Source organism: Streptomyces mirabilis, from assembly GCF_018310535.1.
Taxonomy (GTDB): domain Bacteria; phylum Actinomycetota; class Actinomycetes; order Streptomycetales; family Streptomycetaceae; genus Streptomyces.
The window spans coordinates 4092827-4117936 of sequence record NZ_CP074102.1 but is presented as its reverse complement, the minus strand read 5'-3'; the positions used below and the strand labels follow the sequence as shown (position 1 = coordinate 4117936).

General features: G+C 69.9%; 23 protein-coding genes and 1 pseudogene. 13 read left to right on the top strand and 11 right to left on the bottom strand.

The features are described from left to right. The first annotated feature begins 21 nt into the window (after positions 1-21). Both mobA and SMIR_RS18140 read left to right on the top strand, forming a co-directional pair. A complete protein-coding gene (mobA, locus tag SMIR_RS18145; protein ID WP_168493665.1) occupies positions 22-957 on the top strand; it encodes an NTP transferase domain-containing protein in 936 nt (311 codons plus the stop codon). Further along, complete coding sequence (locus tag SMIR_RS18140) at positions 954-2342, top strand: molybdopterin molybdotransferase MoeA (RefSeq protein ID WP_168493668.1); 1389 nt, start codon at positions 954-956, stop codon at positions 2340-2342. Before mobA ends, SMIR_RS18140 begins: the two co-directional genes overlap by 4 nt. Before the next feature lie 59 nt (positions 2343-2401). On the opposite strand, the gene SMIR_RS18135 is transcribed toward SMIR_RS18140, so the two are convergent. Together SMIR_RS18135 and SMIR_RS18130 are read right to left on the bottom strand one after the other, a co-directional pair. Continuing rightward, entirely contained in the window at positions 2402-2953 is a 552-nt protein-coding gene (locus SMIR_RS18135) for a hypothetical protein (protein ID WP_168493669.1), read from the bottom strand. 32 nt (positions 2954-2985) lie between these two features. Next, positions 2986-4095: a potassium channel family protein gene (locus tag SMIR_RS18130; protein ID WP_168493671.1), complete on the bottom strand. Its 1110-nt coding sequence runs from the start codon at positions 4093-4095 to the stop codon at positions 2986-2988. A gap of 447 nt (positions 4096-4542) precedes the next feature. Between SMIR_RS18130 and SMIR_RS18125 the strand changes: the two are divergent. Further along, a pseudogene (locus SMIR_RS18125) lies at positions 4543-5232 on the top strand (potassium channel family protein); the annotation flags it as partial. A 160-nt stretch (positions 5233-5392) separates the two neighbouring features. After that, on the top strand, positions 5393-6382 hold the full coding sequence (locus SMIR_RS18120; RefSeq protein ID WP_168493673.1) for an NAD(P)H-quinone oxidoreductase: 990 nt from the start codon (positions 5393-5395) through the stop codon (positions 6380-6382). Positions 6383-6488: 106 nt separating this feature from the next. On the opposite strand, the gene SMIR_RS18115 is transcribed toward SMIR_RS18120, so the two are convergent. Then, the gene (locus SMIR_RS18115; RefSeq protein WP_168493675.1) at positions 6489-6968 is read right to left on the bottom strand and encodes a hypothetical protein; all 480 of its coding nucleotides are present in this window, start codon (positions 6966-6968) and stop codon (positions 6489-6491) included. 156 nt (positions 6969-7124) lie between these two features. Between SMIR_RS18115 and SMIR_RS18110 the strand changes: the two genes are divergently transcribed. Further along, positions 7125-7667 (top strand): bacterial proteasome activator family protein, encoded by a 543-nt coding sequence (locus tag SMIR_RS18110; protein WP_054234194.1) that lies wholly within the window; start codon positions 7125-7127, stop codon positions 7665-7667. Between the two features lie 118 nt (positions 7668-7785). Here SMIR_RS18110 and SMIR_RS18105 read toward each other — a convergent pair whose 3' ends face one another. After that, positions 7786-9417: a protein kinase domain-containing protein gene (locus SMIR_RS18105; RefSeq protein ID WP_168493677.1), complete on the bottom strand. Its 1632-nt coding sequence runs from the start codon at positions 9415-9417 to the stop codon at positions 7786-7788. A 447-nt stretch (positions 9418-9864) separates the two neighbouring features. Between SMIR_RS18105 and SMIR_RS18100 the strand changes: the two genes are divergently transcribed. Next, positions 9865-11436: a protein kinase domain-containing protein gene (locus tag SMIR_RS18100; RefSeq protein ID WP_168493679.1), complete on the top strand. Its 1572-nt coding sequence runs from the start codon at positions 9865-9867 to the stop codon at positions 11434-11436. Between the two features lie 133 nt (positions 11437-11569). Here the strand turns inward: SMIR_RS18100 and SMIR_RS18095 are convergent, their stop codons facing one another. The 3 genes from SMIR_RS18095 to SMIR_RS18085 form a co-directional block, all read right to left on the bottom strand. Then, entirely contained in the window at positions 11570-12670 is a 1101-nt protein-coding gene (locus SMIR_RS18095) for a phosphotransferase (protein ID WP_211118758.1), read from the bottom strand. Between the two features lie 103 nt (positions 12671-12773). Further along, a complete protein-coding gene (locus tag SMIR_RS18090; protein ID WP_168493682.1) occupies positions 12774-13196 on the bottom strand; it encodes a pyridoxamine 5'-phosphate oxidase family protein in 423 nt (140 codons plus the stop codon). A gap of 160 nt (positions 13197-13356) precedes the next feature. Next, entirely contained in the window at positions 13357-14025 is a 669-nt protein-coding gene (locus tag SMIR_RS18085) for a response regulator (protein ID WP_168493683.1), read from the bottom strand. A 380-nt stretch (positions 14026-14405) separates the two neighbouring features. Here SMIR_RS18085 and pdhA point away from each other — a divergent pair, with 380 nt between their 5' ends. From pdhA to SMIR_RS18070, 3 genes are read left to right on the top strand one after another with little or no spacing between them, the layout of a single operon-like run. Beyond that, on the top strand, positions 14406-15656 hold the full coding sequence (pdhA, locus tag SMIR_RS18080) for a pyruvate dehydrogenase (acetyl-transferring) E1 component subunit alpha (protein WP_168493684.1): 1251 nt from the start codon (positions 14406-14408) through the stop codon (positions 15654-15656). Positions 15657-15658: 2 nt separating this feature from the next. Further along, positions 15659-16639 (top strand): alpha-ketoacid dehydrogenase subunit beta, encoded by a 981-nt coding sequence (locus tag SMIR_RS18075; RefSeq protein ID WP_095853619.1) that lies wholly within the window; start codon positions 15659-15661, stop codon positions 16637-16639. A 10-nt stretch (positions 16640-16649) separates the two neighbouring features. Further along, positions 16650-18107, top strand: a complete 1458-nt coding sequence (locus tag SMIR_RS18070) for a dihydrolipoamide acetyltransferase family protein (protein ID WP_168493685.1) — start codon at positions 16650-16652, stop codon at positions 18105-18107. Positions 18108-18224: 117 nt separating this feature from the next. On the opposite strand, the gene SMIR_RS18065 is transcribed toward SMIR_RS18070, so the two are convergent. Then, on the bottom strand, positions 18225-19121 hold the full coding sequence (locus tag SMIR_RS18065; RefSeq protein ID WP_168493686.1) for a D-alanyl-D-alanine carboxypeptidase family protein: 897 nt from the start codon (positions 19119-19121) through the stop codon (positions 18225-18227). Between the two features lie 221 nt (positions 19122-19342). On the opposite strand from SMIR_RS18065, the gene SMIR_RS18060 reads away from it, so the two are divergent. Together SMIR_RS18060 and SMIR_RS18055 are read left to right on the top strand one after the other, a co-directional pair. Then, the gene (locus SMIR_RS18060; RefSeq protein WP_168493687.1) at positions 19343-20017 is read left to right on the top strand and encodes a GntR family transcriptional regulator; all 675 of its coding nucleotides are present in this window, start codon (positions 19343-19345) and stop codon (positions 20015-20017) included. Beyond that, positions 20014-21318 (top strand): MFS transporter, encoded by a 1305-nt coding sequence (locus SMIR_RS18055; RefSeq protein ID WP_101399237.1) that lies wholly within the window; start codon positions 20014-20016, stop codon positions 21316-21318. Before SMIR_RS18060 ends, SMIR_RS18055 begins: the two co-directional genes overlap by 4 nt. A 68-nt stretch (positions 21319-21386) precedes the next feature. On the opposite strand, the gene SMIR_RS18050 is transcribed toward SMIR_RS18055, so the two are convergent. Further along, positions 21387-22211, bottom strand: a complete 825-nt coding sequence (locus SMIR_RS18050; protein WP_168493688.1) for a maleylpyruvate isomerase family mycothiol-dependent enzyme — start codon at positions 22209-22211, stop codon at positions 21387-21389. 155 nt (positions 22212-22366) lie between these two features. Here SMIR_RS18050 and SMIR_RS18045 point away from each other — a divergent pair, with 155 nt between their 5' ends. Continuing rightward, entirely contained in the window at positions 22367-23161 is a 795-nt protein-coding gene (locus SMIR_RS18045) for a carbon-nitrogen family hydrolase (protein ID WP_168493690.1), read from the top strand. A gap of 21 nt (positions 23162-23182) precedes the next feature. On the opposite strand, the gene SMIR_RS18040 is transcribed toward SMIR_RS18045, so the two are convergent. Continuing rightward, positions 23183-23677, bottom strand: coding sequence for an LURP-one-related/scramblase family protein (locus SMIR_RS18040; RefSeq protein WP_075031659.1), 495 nt, complete (start codon positions 23675-23677; stop codon positions 23183-23185). 128 nt (positions 23678-23805) lie between these two features. Between SMIR_RS18040 and SMIR_RS18035 the strand changes: the two genes are divergently transcribed. Continuing rightward, positions 23806-24084 (top strand): hypothetical protein, encoded by a 279-nt coding sequence (locus SMIR_RS18035; protein ID WP_168493692.1) that lies wholly within the window; start codon positions 23806-23808, stop codon positions 24082-24084. On the opposite strand, the gene SMIR_RS18030 is transcribed toward SMIR_RS18035, so the two are convergent. Beyond that, positions 24055-25107: a GlxA family transcriptional regulator gene (locus SMIR_RS18030; protein WP_168493694.1), complete on the bottom strand. Its 1053-nt coding sequence runs from the start codon at positions 25105-25107 to the stop codon at positions 24055-24057. The two genes, SMIR_RS18035 and SMIR_RS18030, sit on opposite strands and share 30 nt — an antisense overlap. Positions 25108-25110: the final 3 nt, after the last annotated feature.

The following is a 25110-nucleotide window of genomic DNA, read 5'->3' as shown; positions in this document are numbered from 1 at the left end:
GGCGGCACGCATACTCGGGGGATGACCGCGTCCGAGCCACCGGGGACCCCCGGCCCCGCCGCCCCGTACGACGCCGTCGTCCTCGCGGGCGGCGCCGCCCGCCGGCTCGGCGGCGCGGACAAGCCCGGTCTGCGCGTGGGCGGGCGCCCCCTCCTCGACCGGGTGCTCGCCGCCTGCGCCACCGCCACCACCACGGTGGTCGTCGCCCAGCCCAGAGAGACCGCGCGGCCCGTGGAGTGGGCGCGCGAGGACCCGCCCGGAGGGGGACCGCTCGCAGCGCTCCACGCCGGCCTGCGGCACACCTCGGCGGAACACGTCGTGGTGCTCTCCGCCGACCTGCCGTTCCTGGACCGGGCGACGGTAGGGCGCCTGCTGGACGCCCTGCGGACGGGCGACGCCCCCAAGGGCCCGGCGCAACCCGACGGCGTGCTGCTCACCGACCCCGACGGCCGCGACCAGCCGCTCGTGGCCGCCTACCGCGCGGACGCCCTGCGCCGGGAGCTGGCCGCGCTCACCGCCGCCCACGGTGGAGTCACCGGGCTGCCGCTGCGGCGGCTCACCGCCGCGCTCGACCTCACCCGCATCTCCGACCCCGTCGCGTCCTTCGACTGCGACACCTGGGACGACATCGCCGCGGCCCGGGCCCGCATCAGGGAGCATGGGAACGTGTTGGATGAATGGATTTCCGCAGTCAAGGACGAGCTGGGCATCGACCTGGACGTCGACACCGGCCTCCTGCTCGACGTGGCCCGCGACGCCGCGCACGGTGTGGCCCGGCCCGCGGCGCCGCTGACCACGTTCCTCGTGGGGTACGCCGCCGCACAGGCCGGGGGAGGCCCCGAGGCCGTCGCGGAGGCATCCCGCAAGGCCGCCGCGCTCGCGCTCCGCTGGGCCGCCGAGGACACCCCCGACGCCAAGCCGACCTCAGGCGCCAAGCCGACCCCCGACGCCGGATGAACGCGCCCCGCGCCAGGCCACCCGGTCAGGACGCCGACGACCTCGACGTGGAGGAGGCCCTGGCCTTGGTCAAGGACCCCCGAAGCGCGTCCGACCCCCGGCACGGCCACGGCGCGGTCCCCGCGCCCACATCGGAGGGCGAGAACCGCACCCACGCCCCCGCCGGCGCCAAGGGCAAGGGCGACGGGCACAAGGCCACCCCCTGGCCCCAGGCCCGTACGACCGCCGAGCGGGCCGCCCGTTCCGTCCCGCGGCGCGCCCCTGTCTCCGTGTCCCTGGACGCGGCCCTGGGCCTGGTCCTCGCCGCCCCGCTCGCCGCGCTCACCGACCTCCCCTCCTTCGACACCTCCGCGATGGACGGCTATGCGGTCGCCGGACCCGGCCCCTGGGACCTCCGCGAGGAGCGGGTACTGGCGGGCCACGCGAAGCCGGAGCCGCTCATCGACGGCGAGGCGGTGCGGATCGCCACCGGCGCGCGCATCCCGCAGGACGCCACCGCCGTGCTGCGCAGCGAGCACGGGCGCCTCGACGACAAGGGCCGGCTGCACGCCACCCGGGAGGCCGCGCACGGGCAGGACATCCGGCCCCGTGGCCAGGAGTGCCGCAGCGGCGACCAGCTCCTGCCGGCCGGCGCCCTGGTCACCCCCGCCGTGCTGGGCCTCGCCGCGGCCGCCGGATACGACATGCTCACCGCGGTCCCCCGCCCCCGCGCCGAAGTCCTCGTCCTGGGTGACGAATTGCTCACCGAGGGGCTCCCCCAGGAGGGCCTGATCCGGGACGCGCTCGGCCCGATGCTGCCGCCCTGGCTGCGCGCGCTCGGTGCCGAGGTCCTCGCGGTACGCAGGCTGGGCGACGACGCCAAAGCCCTGCACAAGGCGATCACCCACTCCGACGCCGACCTGATCGTCACGACCGGGGGCACCGCCTCGGGCCCCGTCGACCACGTCCACCCCACCCTGAGCCGGATCGGCGCCCACCTCCTCGTGGACGGTGTCAAGGTCCGCCCGGGTCACCCCATGGTCCTGGCCCGCACCAAGGAGAACCAGCACCTCGTCGGCCTGCCCGGCAATCCCCTGGCGGCCGTCTCCGGCCTGCTGACGCTCGCCGAGCCCCTCCTGCGCATCCTGGCAGGCCGGGTGGCGCCGGAGCCGTACACGCTGCCCCTCGGGGACGCGGTCCACGGGCACCCGTACGACACCCGGCTCATCCCTGTCGTGGTGCGTGCCGACCGGGCCATGCCGCTGCACTACAACGGTCCGGCCATGCTGCGGGGCATCGCGGTGTCCGACGCCCTCGCGGTCGTACCGCCCGGCGGCGCCCGTCCGGGTCAGGAGCTGGAACTCCTCGATCTGCCCTGGGCCTTGGCCGGTATGGGGAATGCCTGAGACGAGTGGGGCATGAACCGGACGGTGAGCCGGACCGGGGAGTGTTTCACGTGAAACTTTCACGCCGAGCCGTCGGCATCCTCGTGTTTTGGAGGGTGCGGGTCCCAGCCTGCCGCGAATGACCACTTGATGGCCATCGAAGAGACGGTGAACTGGAGATATGCGCTCTTGTGTCCCTCGGGCAGTGCGATCTCGTTGAAGGTGGGACTGACTTTCCCGTCCTCGCATTGCAGCGGGAAGCTGAATCCTGTCGGCTTCAGGGTCACCGTCAGGGTCCCCTTGCCTTCACAGTCCACTGCGGTAGCAAGGGTTTTGCCCGCCAGGACTCCGCCCTTGAGGGGATATGCGGCGCTGCCTGTGACGGAGGCGGCGGACGCCACGGTCTTGATGTCGTCCTGAGCGAGATTCGGCGCTTTGGAAACCGTGTCTGCGGGGACAGTGGCCGGATGCGTGGTCTCCGCCGTCGTTGGAGTGGGGGTGCTGGTGTGAGCGGGTGCGCTCGACTTGCCCTGTCCGGACGCGGTGGTGTGGCTGCTCGTGCACCCTGCAACCGTGGTGGCGGAGAGCACGGCGACGCATGCCAGGCGTCCGGTCCGGCTGGAAAACGTCATCAGATCTTGGTCTCCCAGAACTTTGGTCCTGATCAGCTGATGGATACTGACTGCCTGATAGAGATCACACGGTCTCCGGCCTGGAGGGTCGCGGCCTGCGGCTCGGTGTAGTCGATGACTGCGTTCCCGCGTACGACGGCCACGATCAGATCCGTGCACTCCCGAGGCGATCGACCAACCTCATCCTTGGCCACCGGTCGCTCCGCGAGATCCAGTCCACTTCCGGAGGTCATCAGATCCTCCAAAGCGTCTGCGGCATGAGGGCTGGCCATGGACACACCGAGGAGACGTCCTGCGGAGCTGGAGCTGGTAACGACCGTATCGGCGCCGCTCTGCCTCAACAGCGGTACGTTCTCGTCTTCCCGCACCGCGGCGACGATGGTCGCGCGCTTGTTGAGCTGGCGCGCGGTAAGGGTGACCAATGCCGCGGTGTCGTCGCGCTCAGGGGCAACGATCACCTGGGCGGCACTCTGCAACTCGGCCTTTCGAAGGGTGTCGGAGCGGGTGGCATCTCCGAGTACCGAAACCAGCCCATCGGTGCCGGCGGCCTCCACGATCTTCCGCTGCGGGTCGACAACAACGATCTTGTCCTTGGGGATGCCCTGCCCCAGAAGCGTCTCGATGGCGTGCCGGCCTTTGGTCCCGTAGCCGACGACGACCACGTGCTCCCGCATGCGAGAGCGCCAACGATGCACCCGCACCTGTTGGCGGGTGCGCTCGGTGAGCACTTCGAGCGTGGTCCCGACCAGGATGATCAGAAAGAGGACGCGCAGCGGGGTGATTACCAGGATGTTGGTGAGCCGGGCAGCGTCGCTGACCGGGGTGATGTCGCCGTATCCGGTGGTCGAGAGGGTGACGGTCGCGTAGTACGCGGCATCGAGGAAGTCGACGCTGCCGTCTGAGTTGTCGCTGTAGCCGTCACGGTCGAACCAGACGAGAAACGTAGTGACGGCCAGCACCAACAGGGCCATGGCCAAGCGCCGTAGAACCTGCTGGAGAGGCGGCACGCCGCTCTCGATGGGCATGGTGATCGAACGTCCGGCCTCGGCATCGTCCAGAGCCTCGGCCCGTGACCGGTACCAGAGAGACCGGAGAATCGAGAACCTCCCGGTCTTGGAGGGTGGTTGCTTCTCGTCGTTCATCGCTTGCCCCCTGCGACGGTGATCCAGCCGGCCGGCGTGGTGACCATGGTCTCGGACGATGCTGCACCGGTGTTGAACCACAGAACCCGGCACGTCCCTCTTCTGGGTGGCTTCGGGCGTATGCCGGGTGAGGTTCTGTTCGATGAAGATTAGCCAAAGCCTCACAGGGCGGTTCGGCGGTGCGGCGGCTGAGGGCGCGCCGCCCGAGGGGATCGCGTGGCGCAGACCGGATACGGTCGACGGTTGAGGGCAGGGGGCGGAGCAATGAGCTCCACCGGTGTGTGGGTCGTCGCCTCTTGGGGTGCTTCAGCACGCGGCCGAAGCCGGTCTGGGCGTTGCCGGGTCTGTCCGCTGGTACTGAAGCTTCGTCTCGGGGCTGAAGATGTCCTCCCGGGCCGGTTGCACAAGGTCGTTGTCCATGCTCATAAGGTGCTTTCGGGAAACTGATGGAGGGCGACTTTGCGCGACCACACCGTCGTTGTCGGGTTCGGGACCAAGGGGCGGTCGGCGGTGCGGACCGTTTGTGCGACCGGGCTGAAGAAGGAGGAGGTCGTGGTCGTCGACCCCAGCGCCAAGGCGGTCGACGCGGCGACGGCCGAGGGGTATGCCGGGGTCGTCGGGGACGCGACCCGCAGTGACGTGCTGATGCGGGCCGAGCTCCACAAGGCGCGGCAGATCATCATCGCGACCCAGCGCGACGACACGGCCGTGCTGGTCACGCTGACCGCACGCCAGCTCAACCGGCAGGCGAAGATCGTCGCCGCGGTGCGTGAGGAGGAGAACGCGCCGCTGCTCAAGCAGTCCGGCGCCGACGCCGTCATCACCAGTGCCAGCGCGGCCGGACGGCTCCTCGGGCTCTCCGTGCTCAGCCCCAGCGCCGGCATGGTCATGGAAGACCTCATCCAGCAGGGCAGCGGGCTCGACATCGTGGAACGGCCGGTCGTGAAGGCCGAGGTGGGCAAGGGCGTACGCGAGACGGACGACCTGGTGGTCAGTGTCGTACGGGGGCATCGCGTGCTCGGCTACGACGATCCGGCCATCGGGAAGCTCCAGTTGACGGACCGGCTCATCACCATCGTGCGGGTCACGCGCGGCACCCAGGTGGCACCGCACAGCCGACCACTGCCCCAGGACTGAATCCTCTGGGCTGAATCCTCGGACTTCCGCGGACACCCACCCAGCGTGCCGGGATCACGCGACCACCCTCGTCGTCGCCCGCCGGGTCGAGCGCCGTGGCAGCGCGCGGCGGACGGTGCCCGCGGGCTTCTCACCGTGTGACAGGGGTAGCGTCAGTTTCATGAAGGCAGTGACGATCACCCAGCCCGGCGGCCCCGAAGTGCTCACGTGGACGGATGTGCCGGACCCCGTTCCCGGTCACGGGGAAGTTCTCGTCGAAGTAGTGGCCAGCGCCGTCAACCGCGCCGATCTGATGCAACGGCAGGGCTTCTACAACCCGCCGCCCGGCGCCTCCGCGTACCCCGGACTCGAATGCTCGGGCCGGATCGTCGAGATCGGCCCCGGAGTCTCCGGATGGGCCGTCGGCGACGAGGTCTGCGCGCTGCTCGCGGGCGGCGGATATGGCGAGAAGGTCGCCGTCCCGGCCGGACAACTGCTGCCCGTTCTCGAGGGCCTGGACCTCAGGCAGGCGGCCGCGCTGCCCGAGGTGACCTGCACGGTCTGGTCCAACGTCTTCATGGTCTCCCACCTGCGCCCGGGCGAGACCCTGCTCGTGCACGGCGGCTCCAGCGGCATCGGCACCATGGCGATCCAGCTGGCGAAGGCCGTCGGTGCGAAGGTCGCCGTCACGGCCGGTACCAAGGAGAAGCTCGACTTCTGCGCCGAACTCGGCGCGGACATCCTCATCAACTACCGCGAGCAGGACTTCGTCGAGGAGATCGAGCGGGCCACGGACGGCTCGGGCGTCGACGTCATCCTCGACAACATGGGCGCCAAGTACCTCGACCGGAACGTGCGGGCCCTCGCGGTCAACGGACGGCTCGCGATCATCGGTCTGCAGGGCGGCGCCAAGGGGGAGCTGAACATCGGCGCGCTCCTCACGAAGCGTGCCGCGATCAGCGCCACCTCGCTGCGCGCCCGCCCGCTCGGCGAGAAGGCGGCGATCGTCGCCGCCGTGCGCGAGCACGTGTGGCCGCTGATCGCCTCCGGCCATGTACGGCCGGTCGTCGACCGCGAGCTGCCGATGAGCGAGGCGGCGGCGGCGCACCAGGTCCTGGAGGAGAGCGGCCACATCGGCAAGGTCCTCCTCGTCGTCCCCGGCAAGGACTAGGCAAGGACCAGGAAAGGGCTAGAAGGAGACGAGGAGGAGCCGTCCCCCGGCAACGGCTGCGACACCGAAGCCCCGGCGACCCGGTCCGGGTGCCCGGGGGATCCGCTCAGCCGCGTCGCAGGCGCAGGGCGAGGAAGGCGAGGCCCAGGCCGAGGCCGATGAGGATCAGCCCGCCGCCGAGGGGCAGGATCTTGAGGACCGGTTCGGGGGCGGTCGCCGGGCCGACCTCGTTGTGCTGGACGGGCACGGCCGCGGGCCGCGACGGCTCGGGTGCACCGGTCGCCTCCGGGCGGTCCGACGCGGCGTTCTCCCCGGCGGGGTCGCGGTCCGTGTACGTCGGCACGGTGTCCTCGCGACTCCCGCTCCCGTCCTCGTCCGGCGCCGAGGGATCCTCGCGCCCCGGGCGCGTACGACCCTCGCCCGCGCTGCTCCCCGCGCGGGATACGCCGGCGCTCGGAGCGGGATCGGCGGCGTACGACACCGCGTACGGGACGGCGCGTGAGACGGCATACGAAGGGGATACCGCGCCGGTCGTCAGGACGAGCAGCAGTCCGGGCACACGGAGCGCGGTGAGACGTGGAGTCACGTGGGTGACCCCCTCCCGGTGAGGAGTCCCATGATCAATGGGGCAAGCCTCACATGACCTACCCTTCCCGGCATCTCGGCGGTCACCTGGACGGTGGATCACGCTGCATGGGGGGCACCACCGTGATGGGGTGGAGGTGTGCGAGAGAATGGCGGCATGGAGATGCCGAGGAACGAAAGGTCGCCGGAGAACCCCCAGATCCTGGTCGTGGGCCAGGACGGGATGGCTCTCGGCGGCACCGGAGACGAGGACTCCCGCGAGGTCCCGGTGACAGAGATGGTCGAACAGCCCGCCAAGGTCATGCGTATCGGGAGCATGATCAAGCAACTTCTCGAAGAGGTGCGCGCCGCGCCTCTGGACGAGGCGAGCCGGGTCCGGCTCAAGGAGATCCACGCCAGCTCCGTGAAGGAGCTGGAGGACGGCCTGGCGCCCGAGCTGGTCGAGGAGCTGGAGCGGCTCTCACTGCCCTTCACGCACGACGCGACCCCCAGCGACGCCGAGCTGCGCATCGCGCAGGCCCAGCTGGTGGGCTGGCTCGAGGGCCTCTTCCACGGGATCCAGACGACTCTGTTCGCCCAGCAGATGGCGGCCAGGGCCCAGCTGGAGCAGATGCGCCGCGCGCTCCCGCCGGGTGTCGGCGGCCTGGACGGCGACGAGGACCCGCGCGCGGGCGGCCGCTCCGGCGGACCGTACCTGTAGCCCTGGGCGACCCCTTCTCACGAAACGGGCCCGGCACGTGAAGTGCCGGGCTCGTCTTATAGGCACTCATACGCGCCATAGGCGCTTATGAGCGTTATGGGATCTTATGCGCGGCGGTTCAGGACGGATTGCCCGAAGAGACGCTCAGCTCGATCTCCGGCATGTTCTTGGGATCGACGTCCACGCCCGCGGACGGGAACTGATCCATGATCGTGTCCTGGCCGTAGGTGTTCTCGTCGACCTTCTTGATCTTCATCTGCCAGCCCGCGGCCTGGAAGCAGGACTTCACGGACGTCAGGTTCTTGTACTGGAAGTCCGGAATCTGGATCTTGTTCGGGTCGTCGTACGACTCCTGCGGAGACGTGCACTTCTCCTTGTCGATCGTCTTCGACGTGTCCGGACCCTTGTGCCCCGCCACCACGGACGGCGAGGGGCTGCTGCCGCCGCCTCCCTGGTTGTCGCCGCCGCCGTTGTTGTTCAGCGCGAGGGCGGTGATCAGACCGCCGATCGCGACGAGCGCGACCACGATCGAGCCGACGACGACCGCCCTGTTGCCCTTGCGGCCACCGGAACCGCCCGGGACGGAGGTCTGGGGCTGGGGCGTGAGGTGGTACGGCGGCGGGGTCGACATGCCCTGCTGGGGGGCGTACGCCGGGACCCCCGGCGTCGGGTAGCCCCCCTGCTGCGGATACCCGTACGCCTGGGACGGCGCGGGCGGCGGGGTAGGGGCGCCGTAGGGGTTGGGCTGGTACGGCGTCTGCACGGGACCCGGGGCCGGCATCGCCTGGTCCACGGGCGGGAAGACGGCCGAGCCGACGCCCGCGCCGCTCGACGTCCTGGCCCCCGGCACGATGCTCGGCGCGGCGGCCTGCAGGGACTGGGACACCCGCAGACACTCGTCGCGCATGGCCTCGGCGCTCGGGAAGCGCTCGTTCGGGTTCTTCTTCAGCGCACGGGCGATCAGCGCGTCCACCGCCGGGGGCAGCGAGCGGTTGATCGAGGAGGGCGTGACCGGCTCCTCCTGGACATGCGCGTACGCGATGGCCAGCGGTGAGTCGGCCTCGAACGGCAGCCGCCCGGTGACCAGTTGGAACAGCATGATGCCGACGGAGTAGAGGTCGGACCGGGCGTCCACGCCCCGGCCGAGCGCCTGCTCCGGGGAGAGGTACTGAGGGGTGCCGACGACCATGCCGGTCTGCGTCATCGAGGTGACGCCGGACTGTATGGCGCGGGCGATGCCGAAGTCCATCACCTTGACGACGTTGCGCTTCGTCATCATCACGTTGCCCGGCTTGATGTCCCGGTGGACCAGGCTCATCTCGTGGCTGATCTCCAGGGCCGCCAGCACGTCCGCGGTGATCTTCAGGGCCTTGTCGGCGGGCATGGCGCCGTACTGCGCGATGTCCTGGTCGAGCACGGAGCCGAGCGGGCGGCCCTCGACGTACTCCATGACGATGTACGGCGTCGTCATGCCGCCCAGTTCGTCCTCGCCGGTGTCGAAGACCGAGACGATGTTCGTGTGCGTGAGTTTCGCCACTGCCTGGGCCTCGCGGCGGAAGCGCTCGCGGAAGGCCTGCTCGCGGCCGAGCTCGGTGTGCAGTGTCTTGATCGCGACCTGGCGGTCGAGCACCGAGTCGTAGGCGAGGTGCACCGAGGCCATGCCGCCCTCGCCGAGCAGATCACGCAGCTGGTAGCGGCCGCCGGCGACCGCGCGTCCCGCGTACCGGCCCTGTGCGCCGTCCTGGCTCATGTTCTGCGTCCCCCATTGGCGCGGATTGTTCTGCCTGTGCTGCGAGCTGTCCTGCGCGCGCTCCGCGCGGTCGTGCGGTGATCAGCGCGGAGATCTGCGCGGTGAACTGCGCTGTGATCCGTACTGAGTCCGTCTGAGTCCGTGCTGTGATCGATCTGTTTTTCGTTGATCGATTGGCTGATTCCCGGCCAAGTCTGCCGTAGGGCACTGACACGTCAAGCGCGGTGCCCGTTCCGTGACCGTCTGCGAAAGAAGCGTCGCGGAAGCGTTACAGGTGCCGTACGAGCGGTACACAGAATTTGCACGCCGACACCCTGGACAGGTTTCATGGCCGGTCCATCTCACTTCCATCTCGGGCCGGAGCCTTGCGCGAAGCCTGTAGCGTGGCCCGACGGAGACCGTAACAACCACCGCGCAGACCGCGGGCAGAAACGACGGCGAGGACTGATGGCACAGCAGCAGCGCGCTCAGGGCCCGTCCGACCCCGAGGCGACTGGCGGCGGTATGTCAGATGCGCCGGAGATGTGGGGTAATGGCGGACTTGTGGGGGACGGCCGATACCGGCTGACCCACAGACTAGGCCGGGGCGGCATGGCGGAGGTGTTTGCGGCCGAGGACGTGCGCCTCGGGCGCACCGTCGCGGTCAAGCTGCTCCGCTCCGACCTGGCCGAGGACCCGGTGTCCAAGGCCCGCTTCACGCGTGAGGCGCAGTCGGTGGCCGGACTCAACCACCACGCAGTCGTCGCCGTGTACGACTCGGGCGAGGACGTCGTCGGCCACGCGACCGTGCCGTACATCGTGATGGAGCTCGTCGAGGGCCGCACGATCCGCGACCTGCTGATCAACGCCGAGGCCCCCGGGCCCGAGCAGGCGCTGATCATCGTGTCCGGTGTCCTGGAGGCGCTCGCCTACTCGCACCAGCACGGCATCGTGCACCGCGACATCAAGCCGGCGAACGTGATCATCACGAACACCGGTGCGGTGAAGGTGATGGACTTCGGCATCGCGCGCGCCCTGCACGGCGCGCAGTCGACGATGACCCAGACCGGCATGGTCATGGGCACGCCGCAGTACCTCTCCCCGGAGCAGGCTCTCGGCAAAGCCGTCGACCACCGCTCCGACCTGTACGCGACCGGCTGTCTGCTGTACGAACTGCTCGCGCTGCGGCCCCCGTTCACCGGCGAGACGCCGCTGTCGGTGGTCTACCAGCACGTCCAGGACATCCCGGTACCCCCCTCCGAGGTCGCGCAGGGGGCGCCGCCGGAGCTCGACGGGCTGGTCATGCGCTCCCTCGCGAAGGAGCCGGACGACCGGTTCCAGACCGCCGAGGAGATGCGCGGCCTTGTCCAGTACGGGCTGCAGATGCTGTACGACCAGGGTGGGCACACCGGCACCTGGAACACCGGCCCGGTCGCCATGCACGAGGGGTTCCACACCCCGGCGTCCGGCTTCGCGGGTACGACCGCACTGCCGCATCCCGGTGAGTCAGGCACCACGCAGATCCCGGCGCCGATCATCCCGCCGTACGGCAGCGGCGGCGACGACGGCGGCTTCGAGGGGCACGGCAACCACGGCAGCGGCCGCGGCAAGCTGTGGATCCTCGCGGTCCTCGCGGTGATCGCGATCGCGGCGGGCGTCGCGCTCGCGCTCCACAACACCGGTGGCACCGGTGGCGGCGGGAGCGGTACGACCCACTCGCCGACCACCACGCCGTCCGCCAAGGACAACGAGACCAGCGCGAGTCCCAGCGACAGCCCCACGGACACCGCGACGGACGATTCCACCGACGACAACACCAGCTCGGGGGGCGGTTCGGACTACACGCCGTCCTACACGCCGTCCCCGAGCTACAGCAGCCAGCCCTCGAACCAGCCGTCGGACACGGCCACGGACACGACGCCGACGGACACGACGCCTTCGGACCCGGCGACCGAGAGCCAAGATCCGACGACGCCGGCCGATCCGACGGACGGCGTCATCGGCGGCGGCGACAGCCAGGGCAGCTCGCAGAACCCTTGAGGGACACCGACGGAATCGCCCTCCACGCGCGCGTGAAGCCCGAAACGGGCGCCACGCGCGCGTGGTGTTTCCCTCCCCCTGGTCGCGGTGTTCGCGCCCCGGCCGCTGTGTCTCCCCCGACCGGTGTCGGCGATCAGCCCGCGAACGCCTCGCACACCGCGTCGTACTCCCGCGTCCACCACACCGCCAGCGCCGAGGCCGCCGGGAACTGCGGATCGGCGCGGGTGTCACCGCGCTCGTAGTGCCAGCGCAGCATCCAGAAGTCGTTGAGGCGCTCCCACCACACCCGGTGCACGGCGGCCGCCAGCTCGGGGGGGCCGGCGCCCGCGGTACGCCGGTACGCGCGCGCGTAGGCCCGCACCTTCGCCAGGTCCAGGGCGCCGACGGGACGTACGAAGAAGATCACCGCGGCGCGTACGGCCTCCTCGGCGCGGGGATGGACGCCCAGACGGTCCCAGTCGACGATCGCGGCCGGTTCACCGTCGCGGTAGAGCAGGTTGAAGGGGTGGAAGTCGCCGTGCACCCAGCCCACCGAGCCGCCCTGCGGGGGCCGTCGGTCGGCATGGCGCTCCAGGAGGGCGCGCCGCTCCAGGAGCCGGTGCCGGGCCAGCTCGTCGAAGGCGTCGTACGGGCGGTGGCGGCGCACCTGGGCGAGCAGGCGGTCGATGAGCGCGAAGGTGTCTGCGGGGTCGGCTCCCCGGGCCGGATCCACCCCTTCCGCCGCCGCTGAGCCTCCCGCTCCGGCCCTCGCTGAGCCTCCCGCGCCCGCCGATCCTTCCGTCGCCCCCGTGACGCCGGTCGGTCTCGCCGGGGCGCGGCCCTCCGTCGGCATCACCCGCTCCAGGCTCGCGTGGACGACGCCCAGGAGCGTCCCCAGCCGCGCGCACTGCTCCGTGGTGAGCTGGCCACCGTGCCGGTGCCGGCCGTCGATCCAGGGGTGCAGCGCGTACGCGTGGCCCCCGATGACGGCGACGGTGCGCCCGTCGGTGCCGGTCAGCGGCGGGGCGACGGGGACGCCGAGGTCCGCGAGACGCTGGGTCGCCCGGTGCTGGCGGGCGATCGCGACGGGGTCGGCGGTCTCGGGGTCGAAATGGTGCTTGAGGAAGTAGCGGCCGCGGGTGGTGCGGAGCCGGTATCCGCGGTTGAGCAGCCCCTGTTCGACGGGGTCGCAGGTCAGCGCGGACCCGGCGGCGTACTGGCGGAGGAGGGCTCCCAGAGGGGGCGCGTGAGACACCGGGGGTGGTGCAGATAGGCGCGGCACGCGCCAGATGCTAGGGCACGAGCCGGGCCTCTGACCTCGGGTTTGTCACAGACAGTCGTCTTTGATCACGGGTCAGTCACAGGGTGCTCCGGAACTGGCGTTCCGTGGCATCGTCCGAGGAATGGACGGTGGAGAACTGGGGCTCGATGCTCAGATGGACCGGGTCGAAGGGCTCGCCGTCCATGAACCGCGGCGCGGGCCCGAACAGCTCGCGGTGGGCCTCGGTCGGCTCCACGGCCTCGCACCGGCCCACGATCTGCACGGACCACACGCTCTCGCCGGGCCCTGCCGAAGCCAGGTTGTCGGTGCCGTAGGCGACGACGCTCCCGAGGCAGGCCCGGTGGTACCCGCAGCCCCGGTGCAGGCGCAACAGGACGCGGCCGTCCACCACGACGTGGCGGGCGAGGGCGAGGAAGGGCATGGCACGCATGCTGGCGGCCAACCGGCCATGGTCGGTACGGCGGAGGAGTTCCACGGCGAGCTCTTCGTCGATGGGCATGTCCCCAATTTCCGGCACTCCGAACGCCCCGAAAAAGAGGCACCCGCCCCCTTAAGAGGGGCCAAAGGTCCCGAAAGACAAGTAGGGCGGTATGGGCGGCGCCGCACCCGGTGACCCGAGTTCAGTCGCACCGAGCGCCCCGTGTTCATTGGCGCCGCACTCAGTGGTGCTGCTTCTCCGCCTGGATGCGCGCCACATAGGCGGCGGCCTGGGAGCGCCGTTCCATGCCCAGTTTGGACAACAGGCTCGACACGTAATTCTTGATCGTCTTTTCGGCGAGATGCAGCCGCTCGCCGATGGAGCGGTTGGTGAGCCCCTCGCCGATCAGGTCGAGGATCTTGCGCTCCTGCTCGGTGAGGTGCCCGAGCTTGTCGTCGTTCTTGGCACCGCCGCCGCCGTGCCGCAGCCGCTTCAGGACCTGGGCGGTGGCCACGGGGTCGAGCAGCGACTTGCCGGCCGCGACATCGCGTACGGCCGAGAGCAGTTCAGCGCCGCGGATCGCCTTCAGCACATAGCCCGACGCGCCCGCCATGATCGCGTCGAAAAGCGCCTCGTCGTCGGCGAATGAGGTCAGCATCAGGCACTTGATGTCGTCGTTCTGCGACCGGATCTCGCGGCAGACCTCCACTCCGCTGCCGTCCGGGAGCCGTACGTCCAGGATCGCGACGTCCGGGGCCGTGGCCGGGATCCGCACCAGCGCGTCGGCCGCCGTACCGGCCTCGCCGACGACCTCGATGCCGTCCTCCCCCGAAAGCAACTCATGGACACCGCGTCGTACCACCTCGTGATCGTCGAGGAGAAATACGGTAATTTTTCCGCTTTCGGGCACAAAGTCAGTGTCACACGCCACCCTTGGCCCTGCCTGGGGTGAACTCTTCCCGTGCCTGGGGTGACCGGGATAACGTGCCCGTGTTCCGGCCCCCTGCGAGGCTGTGACCAGTGCTGTGACCAGCGACTGTTCCCGACCTGCGTGCATTACTTGGAAATCCGACTAATAAATAGTGGGAAGTCCAAGCAAAAACGCAGGTCAGGAGGGGTTTCACAGAATTGTGGAGCACTGGGTAACGTGGCCGTTGCAGGGCGCTCGCCGGGGCACCTGTCACGCCTGTTCCCGGCCGAGTGCACCCACCCCGTGCACGGGTACTTGGAGCAGGCGAGCCGCACTGGCCACCCGGCAACCCCGGGGGCCGGACCGACGGAGGAGCACACGTGACCGTGGAGAGCACTGCCGCGCGCAAGCCGCGACGCAGCGCCGGTACGACCGCTGCGAAAAGCGGCGCCGATACGACCGGTACGAAGAGCGCCGCGAGCAAGCGCACCAGCGCGGCCGGCAAGAAGTCACCGGGCGTACCCGGCGCACCTGGCGCATCGGGCCCCGGTCCCGAGCTCGTCCAGCTGCTGACGCCGGAGGGCGAGCGGGTCAAGGACGCCACGTACGACCCGTACGTCGCCGACATCACCCCCGAAGAGCTGCGCGGTCTGTACCGGGACATGGTGCTGACCCGCCGCTTCGACGCCGAGGCCACCTCCCTGCAACGCCAGGGCGAGCTGGGCCTGTGGGCCTCGCTGCTCGGCCAGGAGGCCGCCCAGATCGGCTCCGGGCGGGCCACCCGCGAGGACGACTACGTCTTCCCGACCTACCGTGAGCACGGCGTCGCCTGGTGCCGCGGGGTCGACCCGACCAACCTGCTCGGCATGTTCCGGGGTGTGAACAACGGCGGCTGGGACCCGAACAGCAACAACTTCCACCTGTACACGATCGTCATCGGCTCGCAGACGCTGCACGCCACCGGCTATGCCATGGGCATCGCCAAGGACGGCGCGGACTCGGCCGTGATCGCGTACTTCGGGGACGGCGCCTCCAGCCAGGGCGACGTCGCCGAATCGTTCACCTTCTCCGCGGTCTACAACGCCCCGGTCGTGTTCTTCTGCCAGAACAACCAGTGGGCGATCTCCGAGCCGACCGAGAAGCAGACCCGCGTCCCGCTCTACCAGCGCGCGCAGGGCTACGGCTTCCCGGGCGTCCGGGTCGACGGAAACGACGTCCTGGCCTGCCTGGCGGTCACCAAGTGGGCGCTGGAGCGGGCCCGCCGCGGTGAGGGCCCCACCCTCGTGGAGGCGTACACCTACCGCATGGGCGCGCACACCACCTCGGACGACCCGACCAAGTACCGGGCCGACGAGGAGCGCGAGGCGTGGGAGGCGAAGGACCCGATCCTGCGCCTGCGCACGTACCTGGAGGCCTCAAACCACGCGGACGAGGGATTCTTCGCGGAACTTGAGGCCGAGAGCGAGGCGTTGGGCAAACGAGTACGCGAAGTCGTCCGCGCCATGCCGGACCCGGACCACTTCGCCATCTTCGAGAACGTGTACGCCGACGGGCACGCGCTCGTCGACGAGGAGCGGGCCCAGTTCGCCGCCTACCAGGCGTCGTTCGCGGATGAAGGGGAGGGCAAGTAGCGATGGCTGCGGAAAAGATGGCGCTGGCCAAGGCGATCAACGAGTCGCTGCGCACGGCCCTCGACGCCGACCCCAAGGTCCTGATCATGGGTGAGGACGTCGGCAAGCTCGGCGGTGTCTTCCGGGTCACCGACGGGCTCCAGAAGGACTTCGGCGAGGACCGGGTCATCGACACCCCGCTCGCCGAGTCGGGCATCGTCGGTACGGCGATCGGTCTCGCGCTGCGCGGCTACCGGCCGGTGGTGGAGATCCAGTTCGACGGTTTCGTCTTCCCGGCGTACGACCAGATCGTCACGCAGCTCGCGAAGATGCACGCGCGGGCGCTCGGCAAGATCAAGCTTCCCGTCGTGATCCGGATTCCGTACGGCGGTGGCATCGGCGCGGTCGAGCACCACTCCGAGTCCCCCGAGGCGCTGTTCGCGCACGTGGCGGGCCTGAAGGTGGTCTCCCCGTCGAACGCGTCGGACGCCTACTGGATGATGCAGCAGGCCATCCAGAGCGACGACCCGGTGATCTTCTTCGAGCCGAAGCGGCGCTACTGGGACAAGGGCGAGGTCACCACCGACGCGATTCCCGGACCGCTGCACAAGGCGGTCGTGGCGCGCGAGGGCAGCGATCTGACGCTCGCGGCCTACGGTCCGATGGTGAAGGTCTGCCTGGAGGCCGCCGCGGCCGCCCAGGAGGAGGGCAAGTCGATCGAGGTCCTGGACCTGCGCTCGATGTCCCCGATCGACTTCGACTCCGTCCAGGCCTCGGTGGAGAAGACCCGCCGCCTGGTCGTGGTGCACGAGGCCCCGGTCTTCCTCGGTACGGGCGCGGAGATCGCCGCCCGCATCACGGAGCGGTGCTTCTACCACCTGGAGGCACCCGTCCTGCGGGTGGGCGGCTATCACGCCCCCTATCCGCCGGCGCGCCTGGAAGAGGAGTACCTTCCGGGCCTGGACCGGGTGCTCGACGCCGTCGACCGCTCGCTGGCGTACTGAGGAGAGGGTCGTGACGACGATGACTGAGAACGCGTCGGGGCTCCGCGAGTTCAAGATGCCCGACGTGGGCGAGGGACTCACCGAGGCGGAGATCCTCAAGTGGTACGTCCAGCCCGGTGACACGGTCACCGACGGCCAGGTCGTCTGCGAGGTCGAGACCGCCAAGGCCGCCGTGGAACTTCCCATCCCCTACGACGGCGTGGTGCGCGAACTCCACTTCCCCGAGGGGACGACGGTGGACGTGGGCCAGGTGATCATCGCGGTGGACGTGGCCGGCGGATCGGCGCCGACCGGGCAGGCCCCCGTCGCCGTGGAAGCCCCCGTGGCCGAGGCGCCCACCGCCCCCACCCCCCAGGCACCGGTCGCCGAGGAACCCAAGCCCGAGGGCCGCACGCCGGTCCTCGTCGGGTACGGGGTGGCCGAGGCCTCCACGAAGCGCCGTCCTCGCAAGGGCACCGAGGTCCCGGCCCAGCAGCCCGAGACGTTCCTGGCGGCCACCGCGATCCAGGGCGAGCTCAACGGCCATGGCCACGGGTCCGCGCCGGGTGGGCAGCGCCCTCTCGCCAAGCCCCCGGTCCGCAAGCTCGCCAAGGACCTCGGCGTCGACCTGGCCACGATCACGCCTTCGGGTCCGGACGGCATCATCACGCGCGAGGACGTGCACGCGGCGGTCGTACCGGCTCCGGCCGCGGAGCAGCCGGCCGTGACGGCGCCCCCGGTTCCCGCCCAGGCCCAGGCTCCCGCTCCGGTCGTCATGTACGACACGGCGCGAGAGACCCGTATCCCGGTCAAGGGGGTCCGCAAGGCCACGGCCGCCGCGATGGTCGGCTCGGCGTTCACCGCGCCGCACGTCACCGAGTTCGTGACGGTCGACGTGACGCGCACGATGAAGCTCGTCGAGGAGCTCAAGCAGGACAAGGAGATGCAGGGCCTGCGGGTCAATCCGCTCCTGCTCATCGCCAAGGCCCTGCTGGTCGCCATCAAGCGCAACCCGGACGTCAACGCGTCCTGGGACGAGGCGACCCAGGAGATCGTGCTCAAGCACTACGTGAACCTGGGCATCGCCGCCGCCACCCCGCGTGGTCTGATCGTCCCGAACATCAAGGACGCCCACACCAAGACCCTCCCCCAACTCGCCGGTTCCCTGGGCGAGCTGGTGGCCACGGCCCGCGAGGGCAAGACCTCACCCGCCGCGATGCAGGGCGGCACGGTCACGATCACGAACGTCGGCGTCTTCGGCGTCGACACCGGCACGCCGATCCTCAACCCCGGCGAGTCGGCGATCCTCGCGATCGGCGCGATCAAGCTCCAGCCCTGGGTCCACAAGGGCAAGGTCAAGCCCCGCCAGGTGACGACGCTCGCGCTGAGCTTCGACCACCGCCTGGTCGACGGCGAACTGGGCTCCAAGGTCCTGGCCGACGTGGCGGCGATCCTGGAACAGCCGAAGCGGCTGATCACCTGGGCGTGAGCGCGTGAGCGCGTGAGCGAAGGCGGAGCCGCGCGTCCCTAGGGGCGCGCGGCCCAGCACGACGAAGGGGGCCCGTCGCGGTGAGCGACGGGCCCCCTTCGGCTGGTGTCCGGGAAACTACTTGGCGAAGCCGTAGTTGAGGAGCTTGGTGGCGTCCGTGGCGCGCTGGGTGATCGAGGTCGACGCGAGAACCGTGCCGATGATCGTCTTGCCGTTGCGGGTGGCGGCGAAGACGAGGCAGTACTTGGCCTCGGGGCCGGAGCCGGTCTTCACGCCGATGGTGCCGCTGTAGCTGCTGAGCAGCGTGTTCGTGTTGGTCCACGCCGCCATGGTGCGGATGCTGCCGGTCTTCGTGACGGTCTTCGCCGTGTACGACTTGGTCTTGACGACCGTGCGGAACGTGGCGCTCTTCATCGCGCTGCTGGCGAGCTTCGTCAGGTCGCGCGGCGTCGAGTAGTTGTTGCCGTTGCCGATGCCGTCGAACGAGTCGAACTTCGTCTTCGTCATGCCGAGGCTCTTCGCCGTGGTGTTCATCTTGCCGATGAACGACTTCACACGGGCGGCACGGGTGGAGCCCGAGCCGAACTTGTCGGCGAGCGCGTAGGCGGCGTCACAGCCGGACGGCAGCATCAGACCGTAGAGGAGCTGACGGACGGTGACCTTGTCACCGACGATCAGGTGGGCGGAGGACGCGGTGTTGGCGACGATGTAGTCGCTGTACGCCTTCTGGATCGTGACCTTGGCGTCGAGGTTGAGGTTCGGCTGCGCGAGCACGACCTTGGCGGTCATGATCTTGGTGGTGGAACCGGTGGAACGCTGGGTGTCCGCAGCCTTGGTGTACAAGGTCTTGGCCGTGCCGTTGTTCATCACGTAGCCGCCGGCGGCGGCGATCGTGGGCGTCGTGACGGCCCCTGCGGGGGCGGCCCCGAAAGCTCCGGCCGCCAGCACGGCGCCGGTGGTGACGGTGACAGCGGCGGCTCGACGGAAACGCGTGCCCTTAATGCCGGTAATCAAAATGAACGCTCCGAATGCGCGAAATGCCCCTGGGAGAACGGCACATGACAGTGCCGTCTTACGTACGGACTCGTGAGGGACCCAAAGGGATGCATGGAAGATGGGGTGGAATTGTGTGACGTGGGTTACGCCGAGGGGTGGGCGTTGACCGCGTGAAGGCTATCGGTCCGCATCCTGGACGACGCGCGACCATGTGTACGTGTTGTATCTATGATGTGCGCATGCCTGCCGCGCCGTCCGTGACCGCTCCGCCCGCCACCAAGCAACCCCCCGCCGCCGACCGCGTCTACGCCCACGTCAAGCGGGGTGTCCTGGAACGTCGTTACGAGGGCGGGACGCTGCTCACCGAGGGCGAACTCGCCGAGGCCGTGGGTGTCTCGCGCACGCCGGTGCGCGAGGCGTTGCTCCGGCTCGAGGTCGAGGGCCTGATCAAGCTCTACCCGAAGAAGGGCGCGCTCGTCCTGCCCGTCTCCGCGCAGGAGATCGCGGACGTGGTCGAGACACGGCAACTCGTGGAGGAACACTCGGTCCGCAAGGCCGTACCCGCGTCGCCGCATCTCATCGCGCGCCTGGAGGAACTCCTCGCACAGCAGAAGGAGCAGGCCGCCGCGGGAGACCTGGCCGGCGCCGCCGTCACCGACCGCTGCTTCCACGCCGAGATCGTCCGAAGCGGCGGCAACGAGATCCTCTCCCGGCTCTACGACCAGTTGCGCGACCGGCAGTTGCGGATGGGCGTCGCCGTGATGCACGCGCATCCGGACCGGATCACCAAGACGCTCACCGAGCACGAGGCGATCCTCGAAGCGCTGCGGTCCGGCGACGCGGAGGCGGCGGTCAATATCGTCCACGGTCACGTCAGCTGGTTCTCGAACCTGGCGCGGGGAGAGGTCCGATGAGCTCCCACTCGGCCGTCTCGCTCCCCGGAGACCCGCCCGGCGGACGCCGGGCGATCGGCGTCTGGGGCATCGGCGTCTCCGTCTATTTCGTCGCCGTCATCTTCCGTACGTCGCTGGGAGTGGCCGGGCTCGACGCCGCGGACCGCTTCCATGTGAACGCCTCCGCGCTCTCCACCTTCTCGATCCTCCAACTCCTCGTCTACGCGGGCATGCAGATACCCGTGGGACTGCTGGTCGACGGCCTCGGCACCAAGAAGGTGCTGACCATCGGCGTACTGCTCTTCACCGCGGGCCAGTTGGGCTTCGCGTTCTCCTCCACGTACGGGATGGCGCTGGCCTCGCGCGCGCTGCTGGGCTGCGGGGACGCGATGACGTTCATCAGCGTGCTGCGCCTGGGCACGCGATGGTTCCCGGCGCGGCGGGGGCCGTTGGTCGCGCAGCTCGCCGGACTTGTGGGCATGGCGGGCAACCTGGTCTCCACCCTTGTCATCGCGCGGTTGCTGCACGGGGTGGGGTGGACGACGGCGTTCGCGGGCAGCGCGTTCGCCGGGGTCGTCGTCCTCGTGCTCCTTCTTCTCTTCCTGAAGGACCACCCCGAGGGGCACGAGCCGGAACCGTTCCCGCATCAGGGGGCCGCGTACGTGCGCCGGCAGATCGCGGCGTCGTGGCGGGAACCCGGTACGCGGCTGGGAATGTGGGTGCACTTCACGACACAGTTCCCGGCGATGGTCTTCCTGCTCCTGTGGGGTATGCCGTTCCTGGTCCAGGCGCAGGGGCTGTCGCGGGCGACGGCCGGTGAACTGCTCACCCTCGTGGTGCTGTCCAACATGTTCGTGGGTCTTGTCTACGGACAGATCGTCGCCCGGCATCACGCGGCGCGGCTGCCGCTGGCGCTCGGGACCGTGACGGCGACGGCGGTGGTCTGGGCGAGTGCGCTGGCGTATCCCGGTGACCGGGATCCCATGTGGCTGCTGGTCGTGCTGTGCGCGGTGCTCGGGGCGTGTGGGCCGGCTTCCATGATCGGGTTCGACTTCGCGCGGCCCGCGAATCCGCCGGAGCGGCAGGGGACCGCGTCCGGGATCACCAACATGGGTGGTTTCGTCGCCTCCATGACGACGTTGTTCGCGATCGGCGTGCTGCTGGACGCGACCGGGGACAACTATCGCGTCGCCTTCTCCGCCGTGTTCGTTCTTCAGGCGCTGGGGCTGAGCCAGATCTTCCGGTTGCGGAAGCAGGCGGCGCGCAGGGAGCGTGAGCGGTTGGTGGCCAGCCGCGTGGAGACGGTACACGTCCCCGCGTAGCGCCCCTTCAGGGACGCGGGGAACCGCGCGACCAGCTCCCCGCCCACCCGCAGTCCAAGAACCCCGCGCTACGGCGTGACCGCGAAGTTCCTCAGGATGGCTGTGGTCAGTTCCGGGTCGCCCTCCGTCTTGATGCGGTCGGAGACGGCCTCGGCCGTGACGCGGCCGCAGGCGAGGCGGAAGTACGTCTCCCAGTCGAGGGTGAGGGTGGCGGCCGGGCCGAGAGAGGGGGCGCCGTCTATCGAGCCGCGCCCGTCCGCATCGACCCGCACCGTCCGCAGGAACTCCAGCGGCCCGTGGATGTCGAAGACGACTGCCGAGTTCGCGGGCGCCCCCGCGTCCTTGGCGACGACCTTCGGCAGGGCCTCGAGGAGTTTGTCGCGGACGATGTGCGCGCCGGGAGAGTCGAGGTTGCCGGGGACGCCGAGCGCGGTCCGCAGGTCCTGTTCGTGCACCCATACGTCGAAGGCGCGCCTCTGCATCGCCTGTTCGAGGGTGATCTCGGTCCCGAGCGGGCCACGCACCTTGGCGTCCGGCTGCCGCGACTCGTTCCGCAGCTGACGGTTGCGGCGGATGATCGTGTACTCCAGCTCGGAGGTCATCTCCGGTGCCGTGTGGTGGCGGCGCACGTCGACCTGCATCTCCATGTACCGCTGGTGTTCGTTCGTCACGTGGAACAGGTCGCGGGGGAGCGTGTGGATCGGCCGCGGGTCGCCCAGCATCTCGCAGTCGAGCCCGATGACATGCGAGACGAGATCACGTACCGACCAGCCGGGGCAGGGTGTGCGCCGGTTCCATTCACCTTCCACCAGCGGCGACACCAACTCGGATATCGCATCGACGGAGTGGGTCCAGGCGTCGGCGTAGGACTGAAGGCTGGGATGCAGACTCACGGAACGGGACCCCTCGGGCGGTTTGGACGCGGGCAGTGCACAGGCAGCGGGTGTCTTGGGACGCTAAGTTACGCTGCTGTGAGGCACCCCGGCAGTGCTTTGGTGTGACGATCGTAGGCCTGTATGGACGGCTCGAATGCCAGGACGGTGGTAGTGTGCGCGCCTCTCTCCTCCAGATCGACGTAAACGACGGCGAATCGGTCGATTCGCGTCGGCGTCGTGTGGCGGCTCTGGTACGAGAACAAGCCGGAGTCGATCTGGTCGTGCTGCCGGAACTGTGGACCACCGGGGCGTTCGCCTACGAGTCGTTCGGTACGGAGGCGGAGTCCCTCGAAGGGCCGACGTTCGAGGTCATGGCGAAGACGGCGAGCGACACGGGCATCTGGCTGCACGCCGGGTCGATCCCCGAGCGGGACGCCGACGGCACGCTCTACAACACCTCCCTCGTCTTCACCCCCTCCGGCGACCTGGCCGCCGCCTACCGCAAGATCCACCGCTTCGGCTTCGACAAGGGCGAGGCCGTACTGATGGGCGCGGGCGGCGAACTGGTGACGGTCCGTCTGCCCGAGACCACCCTCGGCATCGCCACCTGCTACGACCTCCGCTTCCCCGAGCTCTTCCGCGGGCTCGTCGACGCCGGCGCCGAGACCGTCGTCCTCTCGGCCGGCTGGCCCGAGCGGCGCCGCTCCCACTGGACGCTGCTCGCCCAGGCCCGCGCGGTCGAGAACCAGGCGTTCGTTCTTGCCTGTGGAACGGCCGGCACGCACGCGGGCGTTCCCCAGGCCGGTCACTCGATCGTGGTCGATCCGTGGGGGGAGGTCCTGGCGGAGGCCGGGGCAGGGGAGCAGGTGCTCACGGTGGACTTCGACCCCGGGAAGGTCGCGACCACGCGGGAGCAGTTCCCGGCGCTGAAGGACCGGATGCTGGGACTGACGGCACCGCGCCGCTGAGCCGGTCCTCGCCCCGCTGAGTCAGTCCTCGCCCCGCTCCTTCTCCGCCAGGTGGATCACGCACACCGCCACCGCGATCAGCAGCGCGGGGTCCGCGTCCTCGCGGACGACGTCGACGCCGTACGTCTCCCTCACGTGCAGCCAACGGCGCGAGATCACCGCCAGCAGCTCACCCTCGTACTCGACGGCGAACTCGCGGTCGAGGATCTTGCCGCTGACGTCGAGTTCCGTACCGTCCACCAGGGACACCCGGTAGTGGTTGCGGAGCAGGGACAGCCGCTTGCGTCTGATCGTCGCCAGCGGTTCCCCGTCCCGCCCGATCACCATCGTGTCCCGCAGGGCGAACATCTTCTGGTGGATGTCGATGAGGACACGGCCGCGGGTGTCCTTCAGCTCGAAGGTGTCCCGCAGTCGCATCGCCTTGCCGTCGACGAGGAACACCTTGTTGCCGTGGTCGTCCTCGATCCAGTAGTCGTCACCGAAGCCGAGGAGCCGGTCGCGTACGAGGAATCTCATACCGTTACCGGTTCCCGGGATCCACAAGATCATCACGCGTTCACCCCCTCCGATGGCGGGGGCGAGGGGGAGAAGGTCGCCGGCGCGAGGTCTGGTGCGAGGGCAAGGGCGAGCCATCACGGAAAGACGTGCCCTCGTCGGCGTGGCCGCCCTGCTCGCGGGACTCCGGCCCGATCCGCTTCCGGGTCACCCGCAAGGACGCCACCCGCCCCGTGATCGACACGTCCGCCGACGTGAAGCTCACTTTCCGGTCCGACGACTGTGGCGGTGGCGACTACGGCCGAGGGATCGCCTTCACCAAAGAAGGGGGTCTGACGGCGAAGATCCCGAAGGCGGTGTCGGAGGCCTGGTTCAAGCAGATCAGATCCCGGGCCACTTCAGAACCCGATCCCGCCCCGTCCTCCTGATCCCGGAACACCCGCGCCGGGCTCCTTCCTCGCGAAGCGGCCGGGTGTCACCGCTTCTCCAGGGCCCGGCCCGAACCGTCTCCGGTACGCCGACGGGCTCAGCCCGGTCTCCCGCCGTAGCCGTGCCCGTAGATTGGCCGCCGTGCCCAGGCCACTCCGCTCGGCCACGACGTCCAGCCGTTCCTCTCCCCGCTCGATCAACCGGCAGGCGAGGGCGACGCGTTCCCCGGTGAGCCAGGCCAGCGGCGTGGTTCCCAGTTGGGTTCGGAAACGGCGGTGGAGCGTGGCGGGGGAGACGGCCGCGCGGGCCGCGAGGTCCGCCACCGTCAGCGGCTCGCCCAGCCGTTCCTGCGCCCACGCCAGCAGCGGACCGAGCGACTCGTCCGGCACGTCGGGCACCGGCCGCTCCACGAACTGCCGCTGACCTCCGTCGCGGTGCGCCGCGAACACGAGCCGTCGGCTGACCGCGTTGGCGATCTCGGCGCCGTGGTCCCGGCGTACGACGTGCAGCCCCAGGTCGAGCGCCGAGGCGCTGCCGGACGCCGTGAGGATGTCGCCGTCGTCCACGAAGAGGACGTCCGGCTCCAGGCGGACCGCCGGGAACCGCGCCCGGAAGGAGTCCGCCCACATCCAGTGGCAGGCCGCCCGCCGTCCGTCCAGCAGCCCGGCCTCCGCGATGGTGAACGCGCCCGAGCAGAAGCCGAGTAGCCGTGCGCCGCGCGCGTGCGCTCGGCGTACGACGTCCAGGACGCGGGGTGAGCGCGGGGCCTCGGTGTCCGGCCGGTTCGGCACGATCAGCGTGTCCGCCTCCTCGGCCGCCTCCAGTCCGGCGACTCCGGTCAGCGTGAAGAAGCCGTCGCGCATCCGCGTGCGCGGCCCGGCGGCGCAGAGCCGGAAGTCGTACAACTCCCGCCCCAGTTCAGGCCGGGGCAGCCCGAAGACCTCGATGGCACAGCTCATCTCGAACGGGTTCGAGTTCTCGTCGACGACCAGCACGACACGATGAGAGGATCCTTGCGCCATATG

Coding starts and splice junctions, on each gene's coding strand:
- mobA (WP_168493665.1), top strand. CDS start 22: ATGACCGCGTCCGAGCCACCGGGGACCCCCGGCCCCGCCGCCCCGTAC.
- SMIR_RS18140 (WP_168493668.1), top strand. CDS start 954: ATGAACGCGCCCCGCGCCAGGCCACCCGGTCAGGACGCCGACGACCTC.
- SMIR_RS18135 (WP_168493669.1), bottom strand. CDS start 2,953: ATGACGTTTTCCAGCCGGACCGGACGCCTGGCATGCGTCGCCGTGCTC.
- SMIR_RS18130 (WP_168493671.1), bottom strand. CDS start 4,095: ATGAACGACGAGAAGCAACCACCCTCCAAGACCGGGAGGTTCTCGATT.
- SMIR_RS18120 (WP_168493673.1), top strand. CDS start 5,393: ATGAAGGCAGTGACGATCACCCAGCCCGGCGGCCCCGAAGTGCTCACG.
- SMIR_RS18110 (WP_054234194.1), top strand. CDS start 7,125: ATGGAGATGCCGAGGAACGAAAGGTCGCCGGAGAACCCCCAGATCCTG.
- SMIR_RS18105 (WP_168493677.1), bottom strand. CDS start 9,417: ATGAGCCAGGACGGCGCACAGGGCCGGTACGCGGGACGCGCGGTCGCC.
- SMIR_RS18100 (WP_168493679.1), top strand. CDS start 9,865: ATGGCACAGCAGCAGCGCGCTCAGGGCCCGTCCGACCCCGAGGCGACT.
- SMIR_RS18090 (WP_168493682.1), bottom strand. CDS start 13,196: ATGCCCATCGACGAAGAGCTCGCCGTGGAACTCCTCCGCCGTACCGAC.
- SMIR_RS18075 (WP_095853619.1), top strand. CDS start 15,659: ATGGCTGCGGAAAAGATGGCGCTGGCCAAGGCGATCAACGAGTCGCTG.
- SMIR_RS18060 (WP_168493687.1), top strand. CDS start 19,343: ATGCCTGCCGCGCCGTCCGTGACCGCTCCGCCCGCCACCAAGCAACCC.
- SMIR_RS18055 (WP_101399237.1), top strand. CDS start 20,014: ATGAGCTCCCACTCGGCCGTCTCGCTCCCCGGAGACCCGCCCGGCGGA.
- SMIR_RS18040 (WP_075031659.1), bottom strand. CDS start 23,677: ATGAGATTCCTCGTACGCGACCGGCTCCTCGGCTTCGGTGACGACTAC.
- SMIR_RS18030 (WP_168493694.1), bottom strand. CDS start 25,107: ATGGCGCAAGGATCCTCTCATCGTGTCGTGCTGGTCGTCGACGAGAAC.